Source organism: Ornithinimicrobium sp. CNJ-824, assembly GCF_001942405.1.
Lineage (GTDB): Bacteria > Actinomycetota > Actinomycetes > Actinomycetales > Dermatophilaceae > Ornithinicoccus > Ornithinicoccus kibberensis.
In genome coordinates, this window is the sequence record NZ_MKKA01000001.1 from 70,074 (window position 1) to 85,164 (window position 15,091).

At 75.3% G+C, this 15,091-nt stretch carries 18 protein-coding genes; 13 read left to right on the forward strand and 5 right to left on the reverse strand.

Annotation, left to right across the window (positions count from 1 at the left end):
- Positions 1-100 precede the first annotated feature (100 nt).
- The 10 genes from BJF81_RS18420 to BJF81_RS00355 all read left to right on the forward strand — a co-directional run bounded on the left by BJF81_RS18420 (position 101) and on the right by BJF81_RS00355 (position 8,404).
- On the forward strand, positions 101-385 hold the full coding sequence (locus BJF81_RS18420) for a DUF3263 domain-containing protein (RefSeq protein ID WP_075956706.1): 285 nt from the start codon (positions 101-103) through the stop codon (positions 383-385).
- A gap of 79 nt (positions 386-464) precedes the next feature.
- Positions 465-1,145 carry a uracil-DNA glycosylase gene (locus BJF81_RS00315; RefSeq protein ID WP_075956676.1) on the forward strand — a complete coding sequence of 227 codons (681 nt, stop codon included), beginning with the start codon at positions 465-467 and terminating at the stop codon, positions 1,143-1,145.
- Positions 1,142-2,005 (forward strand): SGNH/GDSL hydrolase family protein, encoded by an 864-nt coding sequence (locus BJF81_RS00320; RefSeq protein ID WP_083663869.1) that lies wholly within the window; start codon positions 1,142-1,144, stop codon positions 2,003-2,005. The genes BJF81_RS00315 and BJF81_RS00320 overlap by 4 nt, the downstream gene beginning before the upstream one ends.
- 76 nt (positions 2,006-2,081) lie before the next feature.
- Positions 2,082-3,023, forward strand: a complete 942-nt coding sequence (locus BJF81_RS00325; RefSeq protein WP_202817381.1) for a phosphotransferase — start codon at positions 2,082-2,084, stop codon at positions 3,021-3,023.
- A gap of 55 nt (positions 3,024-3,078) precedes the next feature.
- On the forward strand, positions 3,079-3,471 hold the full coding sequence (locus BJF81_RS00330; RefSeq protein WP_075956710.1) for a TOBE domain-containing protein: 393 nt from the start codon (positions 3,079-3,081) through the stop codon (positions 3,469-3,471).
- Positions 3,468-4,268, forward strand: a complete 801-nt coding sequence (modA, locus tag BJF81_RS00335; RefSeq protein WP_237769927.1) for a molybdate ABC transporter substrate-binding protein — start codon at positions 3,468-3,470, stop codon at positions 4,266-4,268. The genes BJF81_RS00330 and modA overlap by 4 nt, the downstream gene beginning before the upstream one ends.
- Complete coding sequence (locus tag BJF81_RS00340) at positions 4,265-5,050, forward strand: ABC transporter permease (protein ID WP_075956677.1); 786 nt, start codon at positions 4,265-4,267, stop codon at positions 5,048-5,050. The genes modA and BJF81_RS00340 overlap by 4 nt, the downstream gene beginning before the upstream one ends.
- Positions 5,047-6,171, forward strand: coding sequence for an ABC transporter ATP-binding protein (locus tag BJF81_RS00345; RefSeq protein ID WP_187345477.1), 1,125 nt, complete (start codon positions 5,047-5,049; stop codon positions 6,169-6,171). The genes BJF81_RS00340 and BJF81_RS00345 overlap by 4 nt, the downstream gene beginning before the upstream one ends.
- A gap of 239 nt (positions 6,172-6,410) precedes the next feature.
- Positions 6,411-7,571, forward strand: a complete 1,161-nt coding sequence (locus BJF81_RS00350; protein WP_075956678.1) for an acyl-CoA dehydrogenase family protein — start codon at positions 6,411-6,413, stop codon at positions 7,569-7,571.
- Between the two features lie 53 nt (positions 7,572-7,624).
- On the forward strand, positions 7,625-8,404 hold the full coding sequence (locus BJF81_RS00355) for an SDR family NAD(P)-dependent oxidoreductase (protein WP_075956679.1): 780 nt from the start codon (positions 7,625-7,627) through the stop codon (positions 8,402-8,404).
- 12 nt (positions 8,405-8,416) lie between these two features.
- On the opposite strand, the gene BJF81_RS00360 is transcribed toward BJF81_RS00355, so the two are convergent.
- Entirely contained in the window at positions 8,417-8,788 is a 372-nt protein-coding gene (locus tag BJF81_RS00360) for a hypothetical protein (protein WP_075956680.1), read from the reverse strand.
- Between the two features lie 90 nt (positions 8,789-8,878).
- On the opposite strand from BJF81_RS00360, the gene BJF81_RS00365 reads away from it, so the two are divergent.
- The gene (locus tag BJF81_RS00365; protein ID WP_143780586.1) at positions 8,879-9,418 is read left to right on the forward strand and encodes a DUF3267 domain-containing protein; all 540 of its coding nucleotides are present in this window, start codon (positions 8,879-8,881) and stop codon (positions 9,416-9,418) included.
- Between the two features lie 30 nt (positions 9,419-9,448).
- On the opposite strand, the gene BJF81_RS00370 is transcribed toward BJF81_RS00365, so the two are convergent.
- A complete protein-coding gene (locus tag BJF81_RS00370) occupies positions 9,449-9,685 on the reverse strand; it encodes a hypothetical protein (RefSeq protein WP_075956682.1) in 237 nt (78 codons plus the stop codon).
- 249 nt (positions 9,686-9,934) lie between these two features.
- Here BJF81_RS00370 and BJF81_RS00375 point away from each other — a divergent pair, with 249 nt between their 5' ends.
- Positions 9,935-10,882, forward strand: a complete 948-nt coding sequence (locus BJF81_RS00375; protein WP_342447029.1) for an LLM class F420-dependent oxidoreductase — start codon at positions 9,935-9,937, stop codon at positions 10,880-10,882.
- Between the two features lie 91 nt (positions 10,883-10,973).
- Here BJF81_RS00375 and BJF81_RS00380 read toward each other — a convergent pair whose 3' ends face one another.
- Entirely contained in the window at positions 10,974-12,224 is a 1,251-nt protein-coding gene (locus tag BJF81_RS00380) for an aspartate aminotransferase family protein (protein ID WP_075956683.1), read from the reverse strand.
- Between the two features lie 70 nt (positions 12,225-12,294).
- Between BJF81_RS00380 and BJF81_RS00385 the strand changes: the two genes are divergently transcribed.
- Positions 12,295-13,749, forward strand: a complete 1,455-nt coding sequence (locus BJF81_RS00385; RefSeq protein WP_075956684.1) for an NAD-dependent succinate-semialdehyde dehydrogenase — start codon at positions 12,295-12,297, stop codon at positions 13,747-13,749.
- Between the two features lie 32 nt (positions 13,750-13,781).
- Here BJF81_RS00385 and BJF81_RS00390 read toward each other — a convergent pair whose 3' ends face one another.
- Together BJF81_RS00390 and BJF81_RS20600 are read right to left on the reverse strand one after the other, a co-directional pair.
- On the reverse strand, positions 13,782-14,468 hold the full coding sequence (locus BJF81_RS00390; RefSeq protein WP_075956685.1) for a GntR family transcriptional regulator: 687 nt from the start codon (positions 14,466-14,468) through the stop codon (positions 13,782-13,784).
- Complete coding sequence (locus BJF81_RS20600) at positions 14,465-15,040, reverse strand: PLP-dependent aminotransferase family protein (RefSeq protein ID WP_342447030.1); 576 nt, start codon at positions 15,038-15,040, stop codon at positions 14,465-14,467. The genes BJF81_RS00390 and BJF81_RS20600 overlap by 4 nt, the downstream gene beginning before the upstream one ends.
- Positions 15,041-15,091: the final 51 nt, after the last annotated feature.

A 15,091-nucleotide genomic window follows, 5' to 3' on the forward strand; every position in this document is an offset into this window, starting at 1 on the left:
AAATGACACACGTGCAATTCGGGTGTCGTAGACTGACGGCCAGTTCGAGCGGCTCTGGCACCGGCGAGGCCAGGCACCACCGGGACGAGAGGGAGTGTTCATGGGCGCGGCCCCGCGGGTCAACGATGTCGGGACGGACCTCTCCGACCGCGACCGCAGGATCCTCGACTTCGAGCACCGGTGGTGGAAGCACGCCGGCTCCAAGGAGGAGGCGGTCAAGGAGCTCTTCGACCTCAGCCCCACCCGGTACTACCAGCTGCTCAACCAGCTCATCGACAGCGAGGCCGCCCTGGCGCACGACCCGCTGCTCATCAAGCGCCTGCGCCGTCAGCGCGCCACCCGCCAGCGCAGCCGCTCTGCCCGCCGGCTGGGCATCGAGCTGTAGCCCCCCGGCGGCGGACCGGCCTCCCACGCCGTCCCGGCGCCCCCTCGCCGCCCCCAGCGCCACCGCATACCCTGTCCCGGTGCCCGACTCCGCCCCGCTGACCGAGCTGGTCCACCCCAGCTGGGCCGACGCCCTCTCCCCGGCCGCGGACACCGTCCGGGAGCTCGGGGACTTCCTGCGCGCCGAGCTGGCCGCCGGCCGCGGCTACCTGCCCCCCGGGCCCCAGGTCCTGCGGGTCTTCCGGCAGCCGCTGCCGGACGTGCGCGTGCTCGTCGTCGGGCAGGACCCCTACCCCACCCCCGGCCACGCCGTCGGGCTGAGCTTCTCGGTGGCCCCCGACGTGCGCCCGCTGCCCCGCAGCCTGCAGAACATCTTCGCCGAGCTCGTGGACGACCTGGGCTGCCCCGCCCCCTCGACCGGCGACCTCGGCCCCTGGTCCGAGCGGGGCGTCCTGCTGCTCAACCGCGTGCTCACCGTGCGGCCGGGCGCCCCGGCCAGCCACCGGGGACGGGGCTGGGAGCAGGTCAGCGAGCTGGCGATCGACGCCCTCGTGCGCCGCGGCGGCCCGCTGGTGGCCGTCCTGTGGGGACGCGACGCCCGTGGCCTGGCCGCCCGCCTCGGCGGCGTGCCGCGCGTGGAGAGCGCGCACCCCTCCCCGCTGTCGGCCCGGCACGGGTTCTTCGGCAGCCGCCCGTTCAGCCGCACCAACACCCTGCTCCGGCAGCAGGGGGCCGACCCGATCGACTGGAGTTTGCCATGACCCTGAGCGACGGCCTGCCGTCCCTGCCCCCGCGCGCCGCCGTGCACGGCGGGGCCGGCAGCGTCCGCCCGGAGCCGCGCGCGTGGTCGCGCTACGTCGCGATCGGCGACTCCTTCACCGAGGGGATGAGCGACGCCTCCCCACACGACCCCGACGTGTTCGTCGGCTGGGCCGACCGGCTGGCCTCGCTGCTCGCGCCGCACGCTCCCCAGCTGTCCTACGCCAACCTGGCCGTGCGCGGGCGCAAGCTCGCCGACGTGGCCGGTCCCCAGCTGGACGCCGCGCTGGCCCTCGGGCCTGACCTGGTCAGCATCGTCGGCGGGGGCAACGACATCCTGCGGCCGACGGCGGACGTGGACGCCCTGGCGGCCCAGCTGGAGCAGGCCGTCGCGCGCATCCGGGCCACCGGCGCGGACGTGCTCATGGCCACGCCCACGGACCCGGTCGGCGCGCCGGTCATCGGCCGCACCCGCGGCCGGGCGGCGGTCTACATCGCGCACATCTGGTCGATCGCCCAGCGCCACGGCTGCTTCGTGCTCAACCAGTGGGCCTGCGACTTCCTCCAGGACTGGCGGATGTGGGCCGACGACCGGATCCACATGACCTCCGAGGGTCACCGGCGGGTCGCCCTGGCCGCCTACGCCGCCCTCGGCCACGACCCCCAGGAGGCGGACTGGCACGTCCCCCTCCCCCCGCAGCAGCCGCCCGGGTTCGTCGCCGGGGCCCGCGAGCACGGCCGCTGGGTGCGCGAGCACGCCGGCCCCTGGGTGCGACGTCGCGTGCAGGGCCGGTCCTCCGGCGACGGGCGCTCCGCCAAGCGGCCGCAGCTGCTGCCGGTGGAGCCTCCCGCGGCGGACTGAGCCTGGCCCCGGGCCCGGCCGCCTGCGCCGCAGGACCCCCGCGTGCAGCCACGGGAGGACCCTGCCACGATGAGGTATGGCACACCCGGTCCTGACCCCCGAGGAGATCGCCCGCCGCACCGAGCTGGCCTGCGAGGCGGCGTTCACGGCCGCGAGCGACCTGGACCTGGAGGTCACCGACACCGAGGTCCTGCACGAGGCGTTCTCGGTCGTCGTCCGGCTCTCCCCCACCCCCGTCGTGGCCCGGATCCCGGTCGTCCACCCGCCGGGGACGACCGCCGAGCAGGTCGAGGAGCGGCAGTGCCGCGAGCTGGACGTCGCCGGCTGGCTGCACGAGCACGGCGTGCCGACCACCCGCCCCAGCCCGCTCGTGCCGCCGGAGCCGGTGCGCCAGGACGGGTTCGCGATCACCTTCTGGGAGCTGGTCGAGACCACCCCCGACCACCAGGCCTACCGCGCGGCCGACCCCGAGGTCGCCGCCGCGCTGCACCTGGCCCTGGCCGCCTACCCCGGGGAGCTGCCCTTCCTCGCCCCCTTCAACGGGGCGCTGGCCGCCATGGTCGAGGCCGCCGAGGGCTCACCGCTGCTGTCCGCCCAGGACGTCGACCGGCTGCACGCCCAGTGGCACGCGCTGGCGCCGGTGCTGGCCGACGAGGACGCCTTCCAGGCCCGGTTCGGCCCCACCACCGTGCAGCCCATCCAGGGGGACACCCCCGTGCACAACGTCATCCGCAGCCCGCGGGGCCTGGTCTTCGCCGACTTCGAGGACGTGTGCCGAGGCCCCGTCGAGTGGGACCTGGCCGGGCTGGGCGCCGAGGCGGTCGCGGCCTACGACGAGGCCGTGGAGAACCTCGACCTGCGCCGCACCGACCCCCGGCTCGTGGAGGCCATGGACGCCGCCCGCCGGGTCCAGGCCGTCGCGAGCCTGTGCCTGGTCCCGCAGCTGCCGCTCCTCGAGCAGGGTCTGGCGCCGCTGGTGCAGCAGTGGCGCGAGCAGGACGTGACCCTGCGCATCTGAGGGCGCACCCGAGCAGTCGACGCAGGGGCGCATCTGCGACGGTATGCTGCTTTCCATGTCGCATCTGCGTGTCGCCGAGGCCGCGTCCCTCCTGGGTGTCTCCTCCGACACCGTCCGGAGGGCCATCGACGCCGGCCGGCTGACGGCCACCAGGGACGAGGCGGGCCGGATCGTGGTCGACGGGGCCGAGCTGGCCGGCTACGCCCAGCGGACGGCCCAGGCCGCCGAGGCCGGCACCGGGACCTCCTCGCCGCGCAACCAGATGCGCGGGCTGGTCACCCGCATCCTCAGCGACACAGTCATGTCCCAGGTCGACGTCCAGGCCGGCCCCTTCCGGCTGGTCTCGCTGCTGTCCACCGAGGCGGTGCAGGAGCTGGGCCTGGAGGTCGGCAGCGTCGTGGTCGCCTCGATCAAGTCCACGCACGTCACCGTCGGGCTGCCCCGGTGAGCCGGCTCCCCGCGCTCCTTCTGTCCAGCACGGTCGGGCTGTCCGTCGCGGTCGGGCTGTCCGCCTGCGGCCTGCCCTCGGGGGGCACCTCGGGGGACACGTCGGGCACCGGGACCCCCGCCTCCGACGGGCTCACCGTCCTGGCCGCCGCCTCCCTCACGGACGTCCTGGAGGAGGTGGCGGACCTGGTCCGCGCCGAGCACCCCGACCTGCAGGTCGACCTGGCCTTCGCGGCCAGCTCCACGGTCGTCCAGCAGGTCGACCAGGGCGCGCCGGCCGACGTCGTCGTCCTGGCGGGGCCCGAGCCGCTGGCGATGGTCGACCCCGACCTGGTCCGGGGCGACCCCGTCGTCGTGGCCACGAACACCCTCGTCCTCACCGTGCCGGCCGGTCCCGACGACCCCGGCACCGGGCCGGTGACCGCGGTCGAGGACCTGGCGCGCGACGGCATACGCCTCGTGGTGTGCCGTCCCGAGGCCCCCTGCGGACGGGCCGCGGAGACCCTGCTGGCGGATCTCGGAGTGGCGCCGCGGATCGCCTCCTACGAGCCGGACGCCCGGGCCACCCTCACCAAGGTCGAGCTCGGCGAGGCCGACGCCGGGCTGGTCTGGCGCACCGACGTCCTCGCCGCCGACGGGCGGGTCCGCGAGGTGCCCCTGCCGGAGGGTGCGGAGGTCACCAACGACTACCCGCTGGCCGTCGTCTCCGTCGACCCCGCGGCCGCGTGGTTCGTCGAGGCGATCACCTCCGAGGACGGCCGGCGCCTCCTCGCCGACGCCGGGTTCGGGCTCCCGTGAGCACCCGGGTGCGGGGCGGCCGGCTGCCCCTGCTGGCACCCGCCGGGCTCGCGCTGACCCTCGTCGCCCTGCCCATGCTGGCCCTGCTCCTGCGGGTCGAGTGGGCCGAGCTGCCCACCCACCTGTCCCGCCCCGTAGTCGGCCAGTCCCTCCGGCTCTCCGCGGTGACCACGAGCGCCACCATGGTCGTCGTCTGGCTGCTCGGCACGCCGCTGGCCTGGGTGCTGGCCCGCGCGGACCACCGGCTGACCACCTGGGTCCGGGCCCTGGTCACCGTGCCGCTGGTCCTGCCGCCCGTCGTCGGCGGCGTGGCGCTGCTGATGACCTACGGCCGCCGTGGGGTGGTCGGCGGCTGGCTCGAGCAGGTGACGGGGCTGACCGTGCCGTTCACGACCGTGGCCGTGGTGCTCGCCGAGATCTTCGTGGCGCTGCCGTTCTACGTCATCACCGTCGAGGGGGCCATGCGCGGTCTGGACCGGCGCTACGACCAGCTCGCGGCGACGCTCGGCGCCGGTCCGCTGCGCACCTTCACCCGGGTCGCGCTGCCGATGGTGCTGCCCGGCGTCGCGGCGGGCTCGGCCCTCGCCTGGGCCCGGGCCCTCGGCGAGTTCGGCGCCACGATCACCTTCGCCGGCAGCTTCCCCGGCCGCACCCAGACGGCGCCGCTGGGGGTCTACGCGGCCCTGGAGCAGGACCCGCAGGCCGCGATCGCGCTGTCCCTGGTCATGCTCCTCGTCGCCGTCGTGGTGCTCGGGGCCCTGCGCTCCCGGTGGCTGCCGTGAACGCCGCAGCAGCGCCGTCCCCGGACCCCGTCGCCCTGGACGCGCACCTCGTCGTGGAGACCGGCGACTTCTCCCTCGACCTGGAGCTCGGCTGCGCAGTGGGGGTGACCGCCCTGCTGGGGCCCAACGGCTCCGGGAAGACGACCGCGCTCACCGCGCTCGCAGGGCTGCGCCGCCCCCGGGCCGGCCACGTCCGCGTCGCCGACGCCCCCGAGCCGGAGTGGCTGGACCTCGACCGGGGCGTCGACCTGCCTGCCGACCGCCGCAGCGTCGGCCTCGTGCTGGCCGAGCCGCTGCTCTTCCCCCACCTCGACCTGGTCGAGAACGTGGCCTTCGGCCCCCGCTCCCGGGGTATGCCGCGGCGCGCCGCCCGCGCGCGTGCCTCCCTGGAGCTGGAGCGGGTCGGGCTGGGCGACCTGGCCCGTCGACGGCCGGGCGGGCTCTCGTCGGGCCAGGCCCAGCGCGCGGCGCTCGCCCGGGCGCTGGCCACCGACCCGGCGCTGCTGCTGCTCGACGAGCCGCTGTCGGCGCTGGACCCGCAGACCCGGTCGGCCACCCGGGCCGACCTGGCCCGCCGGCTGCGCGAGTTCGCCGGGGTGACCCTGCTCGTCACGCACGACCCTGTCGACGCGCTGACGATGGCCGACCGGCTCGTCTTCCTCGACGGTGGCCGGGTCACCCAGGACGGCACCCCGGCCGACGTCGTCGCCCACCCGCGCACGGCCTACGCGGCCCAGGTCGTCGGCCTCAACCTGCTCGCCGGCACGGTGCGCTCCGGCCCGCCCGTGGTCGTCGCCGTCGACGGGGCCGGGGCCGGGGCCGAGGTGGTCACCGCCGAGGAGCCGGGAGGCCTCGCGGACGGGTCGCGGGCGCTGGCGACGGTCGACCCGGCCGCCGTCTCGGTGCACCGCGAGCGCCCGGCCGGGTCCCCCCGCAACGTCTGGCCGGTCGTCGTCACCGAGGTCACCATGGCCGGTCAGCGCGCCCGGGTCGGCCTCGACGGGCCCGTGCCCCTGGTCGCCGAGATCACCGCCGGCGCGGTCGCCGAGCTGGGCGTCGTCGCCGGGACCCGGCTGTGGGCCTCGGTCAAGGCCACCGAGGTGCGGGTCCAGCCGGGCTGACGGGCGGGGGGTGGGCTCCGTGGCCAGGGCTGGCCGCCGGACTCCACTCGCCGGACCTGTGCAGGATCCGTGTCCTGGCACGGGACACGCCGCAACGGCAGCTGCACAGTGCACGACACGCCGGGCCAGGACGGCCGCCTGTGCAGGACACGCCGGGGTGCTCCGGCCGGGCGGTCGCCCGACCACCAGCGCTCCCCCGACTACCTCCTGACGCGGCGTCCGGCGATAGCCTCGGCCCCATGGTGCAACGAGTGCTCCCGACCGAGGAGGCGCGCGACCTGCTGGGTCTGGTGCGCGAGATCGCCGACGACCAGCTCCTTCCCCGTGTCGACGAGGCCGAGGAGCAGGCCCGCTTCCCGCGCGACGTCTTCACGATGCTCGGCCGGGCGGGGCTGCTGTCGCTGCCCTACCCCGAGGAGCAGGGCGGCGGGGGGCAGCCCTACGAGGTGTACCTGCAGGTCGTCGAGGAGATCGCCCGCGCGTGGATGTCGGTCGCCGTCGGCGTCTCCGTCCACTCCCTGACCTGCTTCCCGCTGGCCACCCAGGGCACGCCCGAGCAGCAGGAGCGCTGGCTGACCGGGATGCTCTCCGGCGAGCAGCTCGGCGCCTACTGCCTCTCCGAGCCGCAGGCGGGCTCCGACGTCGGGGCGATCCGCACCCGCGCCCAGAAGGAGAGCACGGCCGACGGGGCCAGCTACGTCGTCACCGGGACCAAGGCGTGGATCAGCCACGCCGGGCACGCCGACTTCTACACGCTGTTCGCCCGCACGTCCGACGACGGCGGTCGGGGGCTGTCGTGCTTCCACGTCCCGGCGGACGTGGAGGGGCTGAGCTTCGCCGAGCCCGAGCGCAAGATGGGGATGCGCGCGGCCACGGTGCGCGAGGTCCTCCTCGACGGCGTCCGGCTCGGCGAGGAGCACCGGATCGGCGCCGAGGGTCAGGGCATGCAGCTCGCGCTGGCGGCGCTCGACTCCGGCCGCCTCGGCATCGCCGCCGCCGCCACCGGACTGGCCCAGCGTGCCCTGGAGGTCTCGGCCGCCTACGCCGCCGAGCGCGAGCAGTTCGGCCGGCCGATCGCCGACAACCAGGGCCTGGCGTTCAAGCTCGCCGACATGGCCGCGGCCGTCGGCTCGGCCCGCGCGACCTACCTGCACGCGGCCCGGCTCAAGGACGCCGGCCAGCCGCACACCCAGGAGGCCTCGATCGCCAAGCTCGTGGCCACCGACGCCGCGATGCGGGTCACGACCGAGGCCGTCCAGGTGCTCGGCGGCTACGGCTACACCACCGACTTCCCGGTCGAGCGCTTCATGCGCGAGGCCAAGGTGACCCAGATCTTCGAGGGCACCAACCAGATCCAGCGGCTGGTGATCTCCCGCCAGCTGCTCTCCGAGTTCCGCTGACCGGACGTCCCCGCACCCACCCGTCCGACCGACAAGCACCCGAAAGGCCCCCCATGCACATCACCGACCGCACCGTCGCCCTCGTCACCGGAGGCGCGTCCGGGCTCGGCGAGCAGACCGCCCGACGGCTGCTGGCCGACGGGGCCCAGGTCGTGCTCGTCGACCTGCCCGGCGGACGCGGCGAGGAGCTGGCCGCCGAGCTGGGCGACCGGGCGCACTTCGCCCCGGCCGACGTGCGGGACGAGGAGCAGGTCGCCGCCGCGGTCGCCACGGCCGCCGGCCTGGGCGAGCTGCGCGTCGTCGTGGCCTGCGCCGGCGTGGCCACCCCCGGGCGGATCCTGTCCAGGCGCGGCGTCCTGCCGTTGGAGACCTACCGCACCGTGGTGGAGATCAACCTGGTCGGCACGTTCAACGTGCTGCGCCTGGCCGCCGAGCAGATGGCCACCAACGAGCCGGTCGAGGACGACCGCGGTCTCGGCGACCGCGGGGTCGTGGTCACCACCGCCTCCGTCGCCGCCTTCGACGGGCAGGTCGGCCAGGCCGCCTACGCCTCGTCCAAGGCCGGCGTCGCCGGGCTGACCCTCACCGCGGCCCGTGACCTGGCCGACAGGGCGATCCGGGTCATGTGCATCGCCCCCGGCGTCTTCGAGACCCCGATGATGGCCGGGATGCTCGAGGGCGTGAAGGAGTCGCTCGAGGCGCTCGTGCCCCACCCCGCCCGGCTGGGCAGGCCCCAGGAGTATGCCGCGCTCGTGGCCCACATCGTGGAGAACCCGCTGCTCAACGGCGAGGTCATCCGTCTCGACGGGGCCCTGCGGATGCCGCCCCGCTGAGGGGCGCGCACGTCATACCCCCGTGTGCCAGCGCCGCAGGCGCTCCAGCTCCGACGGGGGCACCCCGAGCAGGGTGACCAGGCTGCCGTCCGCGAGCAGCGCCTGCACCCGCCAGGCCCGCTCGCCCGGGGCGTCGGGCCGCAGGTCGAGGATGTCCGACCGGGTCAGCCGGCGCACCTTCCGGCCCTCGGTCAGCACGATCGCGTCCTCCTCGAGGCGGGTGCCGCTGTGCTCGTGGCGGCTCGCCCAGACGAGGAAGACGCCGTAGGCCGCCCAGACCACGACGACGGTCAGGCCGACCGGCCCCGGGCTGGTCAGGGCCAGGGCGAGCACCGCGCTGAGCACGACGGCCACACCCAGGGCCGCCCGGAGGTCGGCAACCACCGGGGCTGCATGAGCCACTCGTCGGTCGGGGACCCGGTGGGGCCGGAGCGTCGCACCGGTCCAGCCTAGGACTCCCGGCACAGAAGTACGGTGAAAAGACCACCGAAGGTCGTCAAGCCCCATGGCTGCCTCCCCCGTCCGGCCCACCGTCGCACCACCTCCGGCGCAGGGGCGGCCGCGGGCATGGTCGGGCTGGCGCTCCTGCTCGACCTGCCGGTGGACAGCGCCTGGGGCCCCTGGACCGTCGCCCTCGTCACCGTCCTGGCGTGCCTGGCCTACATGGCGCTGCACGAGCTCACCCACGCCGGGCTGCTCTGGGCGCTGACCGGGACCCGGCCCACGGTCGGGGTACGCCTGCCCTACCTGGTCACCGGCAGCCAGGCGCTGCTGTCGCGCCGCACGGCGACGACGGTCGCGCTGGGGCCGCTCGTGCTCTGGGGGCTGGTGCTGCTCGGGCTGCTGGCAGTCGTCCCGGACCAGGTGTTCCTGACGGGCTACGTGCTCGCCGGGCTCAACCTGGCCGGTTCGGCCGGGGACCTGCTCCAGGCGTGGCGGGTCGGGCGGCTCCCCTCGTCCGCCCTGGTCAGGGACGACGGGCGGCGCACGACGGTCCACCTCCCCACGGACTGACGGCCCGACCGGCCGCCCGGGGCGCGCCCCTCACCGCCCCCGCAGCCGGCGCCGCACCTCGCGCACCGCGTCCGCCGGGACCCCGGGCAGGGCCAGCCGGCGACCACCCTCGAGGACCGCGACCGCGCCGTTGCGCGTGGATTCCTCGACCACCGTGGTCACCCTCGCGGCGGGCACCTCGACCCGCCGGATGCCGTCGTGGACCGAGAGCCCCTCCGGCGAGGCCGTCGTGCTCCCTCCGGTGCGCAGGTATGCCGCGACCACCACCCCGAGGACGAGAGCCGGAGCACCAGGCCAAGGACGTCGTCGCCGAGCCGCACGCCCCCGGCGGTGTAACGGTGGACGGTGACCCCCAGCACGGCGACGAAGGCGAGGAGCAGCGCCCAGGACAGGGCGATGGGACGGTGCCGGACCCAGGTCATCCCGGCAGCGTAGCCGCGGCCACGGACCCGGCGGTGCACCCTGCGCGAGGCGCGGGGCGCGGGGAGGACCGGCCCCGCGTGCGCGGACGGCGGGGTGGGGGAAGACTGGGGCGGCGTGGACCTGCGCATCTTCACCGAACCCCACCTCGGCGCGACCTACGAGGACCAGCTGCGGCACGCCCGCCTCACCGAGGAGTGCGGCTTCGGGGCCTGGTTCCGGTCCGACCACTTCCTCTCCCGCGACGGCGCCCCCGGACCGACGGACGCCTGGGTGACCCTGGGAGCGCTGGCCCGGGAGACGTCCCGGGTCCGGCTGGGCACCCTGGTCACCTCGGTGACCTTCCGGCACGCCGGGCTCACCGCCGTCCAGGTGGCCCAGGTCGACCAGATGAGCGGCGGCCGGGTGGAGCTGGGGCTGGGGGCCGGGTGGATGGAGGCCGAGCACACCGCCCACGGCGTCCCCTTCCCCGAGGTCGGCACGAGGTTCGACCTGCTCGAGGACACCCTCCAGGTGGTCACCGGGATGTGGGCCACCCCGCCCGGCGAACTCTTCAACCACCACGGACCGACGGTCACGGTGAGCCGTTCCCCCGGCCTGCCCAAGCCGGCCCAGCACCCCCGGCCGCCGATCATCCTGGGCGGGAAGGGGGCGCGCCGCACGCCCGCGCTCGCCGCCCGGTTCGCCGACGAGTTCAACCTGCCGTTCATGGCGGTGGACGAGGGACGCGCGCAGTTCGGCCGGGTGGACCAGGCCTGCCACGCGGCCGGGCGGGACCCGGGGACGGTGCTGCGCTCCGCCGCGCTGACCGCCGCCGTCGGGCGCGACGAGGCCGAGGTGGCCCGCCGGGTCGGGGCGACCCGTCAGGAGCTCGACCAGCTGCGCGGGCACGGCCTGGTCGGCACGCCCGACGAGGTCGTGGAGCAGATCGGCCGCTGGCACGAGCGCACCGGGGTGGAGCGGATCTACCTGCAGATGCTCGACCTGGCCGACCTCGACCACGTCGAGCTGGTGGCCGCCGAGGTGCTGCCCCAGCTCGGCTGAGCCGCCGGCACCCGTCGTCGTTCGCCGGGCCGGCCGCGCCCCCGCGGGGGCACCCCCGCGGCGCACCCGGGCGGGGCGCCCGCGCGTCCGCTCAGGACGTGGCCGCCACCGCCTCCTCCCACACGCTCAGCGCCTCGTCGACGAGCTGGTCGTCGACGACCAGGGCCGGGATGAACCGCACGACCTGGCCCCACGCGCCGCAGGTGAGCAGCAGCAGCCCGCGCCGGGCGGCCTCCTGCTGCGCGGCGGAGGCGGCAGCCCCGTCCGGGCGACCGTCCGCGTCCCGGAACTCGCAGCCCAGCATCAGGCCCAGCCCCCGCACGTCGGTGATCCGCCCGTGCGCCGACGCCACCTGCTCCAGGCCGGCGCGCAGCTGCTCGCCGCGCACCGCGGCGTTGTGCACCAGCCCCTCGTCCTTGATGACGTCGAGGGTGGCCAGGGCGGCCGCGCAGGCCACCGCGTTGGCCCCGTAGGTACCGCCCTGGGAGCCGGGCCAGGCCTTGGCCATCAGCTCCTCGGAGGCGGCGATCCCCGAGAGCGGGAAGCCGGAGGCCAGCCCCTTGGCGGTGACGAGGACGTCGGGGCGGCCGTCGAAGTGGTCGTGCCCCCAGAACTTGCCGGTGCGCCCCCAGCCGGTCTGCACCTCGTCGAGCACGAGCAGGATGCCGTGGCGGTCGGCCCGCTCCCGCAGGCCGGCGAGGAACTCGGTGCTGGCCGGGACGTAGCCGCCCTCGCCGAGCACCGGCTCGACAACGAACGCCGCCGTGTCCGCCGGGGCGCTGATCGTCTGCAGGGTGTAGTCGAGCTGCTCGAGCGCGAACCGGGTCGCCTCCTCCCGGCTCCAGCCGTAGTGGGTGGGGTCCGGGAAGGGGGAGACCACCACGCCCGGCATGAGCGGGGAGAACCCGGAGCGGAACCGGGTGCCGGAGGTCGTCATCGAGGCCGCGGCCACGGTCCGGCCGTGGAAGCCGCCGTGGAAGACCACGACGTTGGGCCGGCCGGTCGCCTGGCGCACCAGGCGCAGGGCCGCCTCGACGGCCTCCGAGCCGGAGTTGGCGAAGAACATCCGGTCCAGGCCGGCCGGCAGCACCTCCCCCATCCGCTCGGTCAGGTCCAGCAGCGGCCGGTGCATCACGGTCGTGTACTGCGCGTGGATGATCTTTCCGACCTGCTCCTGGGCGGCGGCGACCACGCGCGGATGGCAGTGGCCGGTGCTGGTCACGCCGATCCCGGCGGTGAAGTCCAGGTGGCGCCGACCCTCCTCGTCGAAGATGAGCGCACCCTCCCCACGGGCGGCGACCACGCCCGTGGCCTGCTTGAGCACCGGTGACAACGACGTCACGCCGAACCTCCTTGATAGATTGTCGACAATCAGCGTATCTCAGGGTCTCTCCACGAGGAAGGTGCACACCATGACGCAGTCCGTGACCGGATCGGTCCCCCGTCAGCTGTTCGTCGGGGGCCGCTGGGTCGACGCCGAGGCCGGCGCGACCTTCCCCGTGCTCAACCCGGCCACCGGCGAGGAGATCGCCCAGGTGGCCGACGCCTCCCCGGCGGACGCCATGGCGGCGCTGGACGCCGCGGTGGAGGCCCAGCCGGCGTTCGCCGCGACGACGGCGCTGGAGCGGCACGAGATCCTCATGACCGCCTTCCGGCTGCTGCACGAGCGGATCGAGGACCTGGCCCTGCTCATGACGACCGAGATGGGCAAGCCGCTCAAGGACTCCCGGGGCGAGATCACCTACGCCGCGGAGTTCTTCCGGCACTTCGCGGCCGAGGCGCTGCGGATCGACGGCGGCTACCAGGCGGCGCCCCAGGGCGGGGCCCGCTTCCTCGTCGCCCGGCAGCCGGTCGGCCCGTCCCTGCTCATCACTCCGTGGAACTTCCCGATGGCCATGGGCACCCGCAAGATCGGCCCGGCCATCGCCGCGGGGTGCACCAGCGTCGTCAAGCCCGCCCACCAGACGCCGCTGTCCATGCTGGCGCTCATGGACGTCCTGCGGGAGGCCGGCGTGCCCGACGGGGTGGTCAACTGCTTCACCGCCACGGACGCCGGCGGCACGACCGAGCCGCTGATCCGCTCCGGCAAGGCCCGCAAGCTGTCCTTCACCGGGTCGACCCGGGTGGGCCGGATCCTCCTGGAGCAGAGCGCCGAGAAGGTGCTCCGCACCTCCATGGAGCTCGGCGGCAACGCCCCGTTCGTCGTCTTCGAGGACGCGGACCTGGAGGAGGCGGTCGCCGGGGCGCTGCAGGCCAAGATGCGCAACATGGGCGAGGCCTGCACGGCGGCCAACCGGATCTACGTGCACGAGTCGCTCATCGAGGAGTTCGGCGCCCGGATGGCCGAGCAGATGGGCGCGCTCACCGTCGGCGACGGCACGCACGAGGGCGTCGACGTCGGGCCGCTCGTCGACGAGGCCGGGCTGGAGAAGGTCAGGTCGCTGGTGGCCGACGCGGTCGGGCGCGGCGCCACCGTGCTCACCGGCGGCGAGCAGGTCGAGGGGCCCGGCTTCTTCTACCGCCCGACCGTGCTCACCGGGGTGCCGACCGACGCAAGGATGGCCGGCGAGGAGATCTTCGGCCCGGTGGCCCCGCTGACCCCGTTCTCCACCGAGGAGGAGGCGGTGCGGCTGGCCAACGACACCGAGTTCGGGCTCGTCTCCTACGTGTTCACCAACGACCTGCGGCGAGCGCTGCGGGTCGCCGAGGCGCTCGAGAGCGGCATGGTCGGGCTCAACCAGGCCGTCGTGTCCAACCCGTACGCCCCCTTCGGCGGCATCAAGCAGTCCGGCCTGGGCCGCGAGGGCGGCGCCGAGGGGATCGAGGAGTTCCTGGAGACCAAGTACGTCGGCATCGCCCTGTCCTGACGACCGCCGGCCGGCTGACGACCGCCGGCCGGCTACCGCCCTCCGGCCCCGGCCAGGCGGGCGCCCGGGCCGGACGTGGTGAGCCGGTCGATCGCGTCGACCATGTGCGCGATGAGCAGCCGGTCGGCCTCCTCGGCGCGGCCCTCGCGCACCGCCTCGGCGATCGCCCGGTGCTCCTCCACCCGTACGAGCGGGTCGGGGTAGGTCTCCTCGAGCGCGTGGATGCACATCCGGGTCTCGGTGAGCAGCGTCTGCTGCATCCGGGACAGCCGCGGGCTGCCGGCCAGGGCCACCAGCCGCTCGTGGAACTCCACGTCCGCCTCCCCCACCTGCTGCCCGTCCCCCGCACGGGCCGCGGCCTCCATCCGGTCGACCACGGCCAGCAGCTCCTCCCCGGCCGGAGCCGGGTCGGTCGTCAGCACCCGGCGGGCCGCGGCCCGCTCCACCGCCTGCCGGGCGACGTACATGTCCTCGATGTTCCCGGGCGTCATCTCGGTGACGAACAGCCCCCGGTTGCGCACGGAGACGAGCAGCCCCTCCTGGGTGAGCCGCTGCATACCCTCCCGCAGGGGGCCGCGGCTCACCCCGAGGCGGGCCGCCAGCCGGGCCTCGCTGAGGCGGCTGCCCGGGGCCAGCTCCCCCGCCGCGATCGCCTCCCGGAGCCGGGTGGCGATCATGCTCGGCGTGGACTCCTGGACGACCGGCGTCAGGGACGTCATGGGCGCCCCCCGGCGAGCCGGTCGACGGCCACCCGCAGCCGCTGCACGCCCTCGGCGATCCGGTCCGGCGGGGTCGAGGCGAAGCACAGGCGCAGCGCGTCGGGGAAGCGACCCTCGGGCGAGAAGGCGTTGCCGGGGATGTAGGCCACCCCCTCCTCCAGGGCGACCGGGAACAGCGCCTGCGTGTCGATCGCCGGGTCGAAGGTCACCCACAGGAAGAACCCGCCCTCGGGGTCGGTCCACCGGGCGAGGCCGCCGAAGTGCTCGGTGAGCGCGGCCTGCATGGCCTCCTTGCGGAGGCGGTACTGCTGCCGCTGCTCGACGAGGTGCGCCTCGAGGTGGCCGCCGCGCAGGAAGGCCGCGACGAGCCGCTGCATCGGCAGGTTGGTGCAGGTGTCCATGGCCTGCTTGGCGTTGACGAGCAGCGGCTGCAGCGACGGGTCGGTGTCCACCCAGCCCACCCGCAGGCCGGGGGCCACGATCTTGGAGAACGTGCGCACCGAGAAGACGAGGGGGTCGCCGGCGGCGAGCTCGTGCAGGCTCGGCAGGGGCTCGCCGGCGAACCGGAGCATCCCGTAGGGTCGTCGTCGATGACCATGCTGCCCCACTCGCGGGCCAGCTCG

Bases quoted from the DNA above. Each gene is read 5' to 3' on its own strand.
- BJF81_RS18420 (WP_075956706.1), top strand. From the start codon at position 101: ATGGGCGCGGCCCCGCGGGTCAACGATGTCGGGACGGACCTCTCCGAC.
- BJF81_RS00320 (WP_083663869.1), top strand. From the start codon at position 1,142: ATGACCCTGAGCGACGGCCTGCCGTCCCTGCCCCCGCGCGCCGCCGTG.
- BJF81_RS00325 (WP_202817381.1), top strand. From the start codon at position 2,082: ATGGCACACCCGGTCCTGACCCCCGAGGAGATCGCCCGCCGCACCGAG.
- BJF81_RS00330 (WP_075956710.1), top strand. From the start codon at position 3,079: ATGTCGCATCTGCGTGTCGCCGAGGCCGCGTCCCTCCTGGGTGTCTCC.
- BJF81_RS00350 (WP_075956678.1), top strand. From the start codon at position 6,411: ATGGTGCAACGAGTGCTCCCGACCGAGGAGGCGCGCGACCTGCTGGGT.
- BJF81_RS00355 (WP_075956679.1), top strand. From the start codon at position 7,625: ATGCACATCACCGACCGCACCGTCGCCCTCGTCACCGGAGGCGCGTCC.
- BJF81_RS00385 (WP_075956684.1), top strand. From the start codon at position 12,295: ATGACGCAGTCCGTGACCGGATCGGTCCCCCGTCAGCTGTTCGTCGGG.
- BJF81_RS00390 (WP_075956685.1), bottom strand. From the start codon at position 14,468: ATGACGTCCCTGACGCCGGTCGTCCAGGAGTCCACGCCGAGCATGATC.
- BJF81_RS20600 (WP_342447030.1), bottom strand. From the start codon at position 15,040: ATGCTCCGGTTCGCCGGCGAGCCCCTGCCGAGCCTGCACGAGCTCGCC.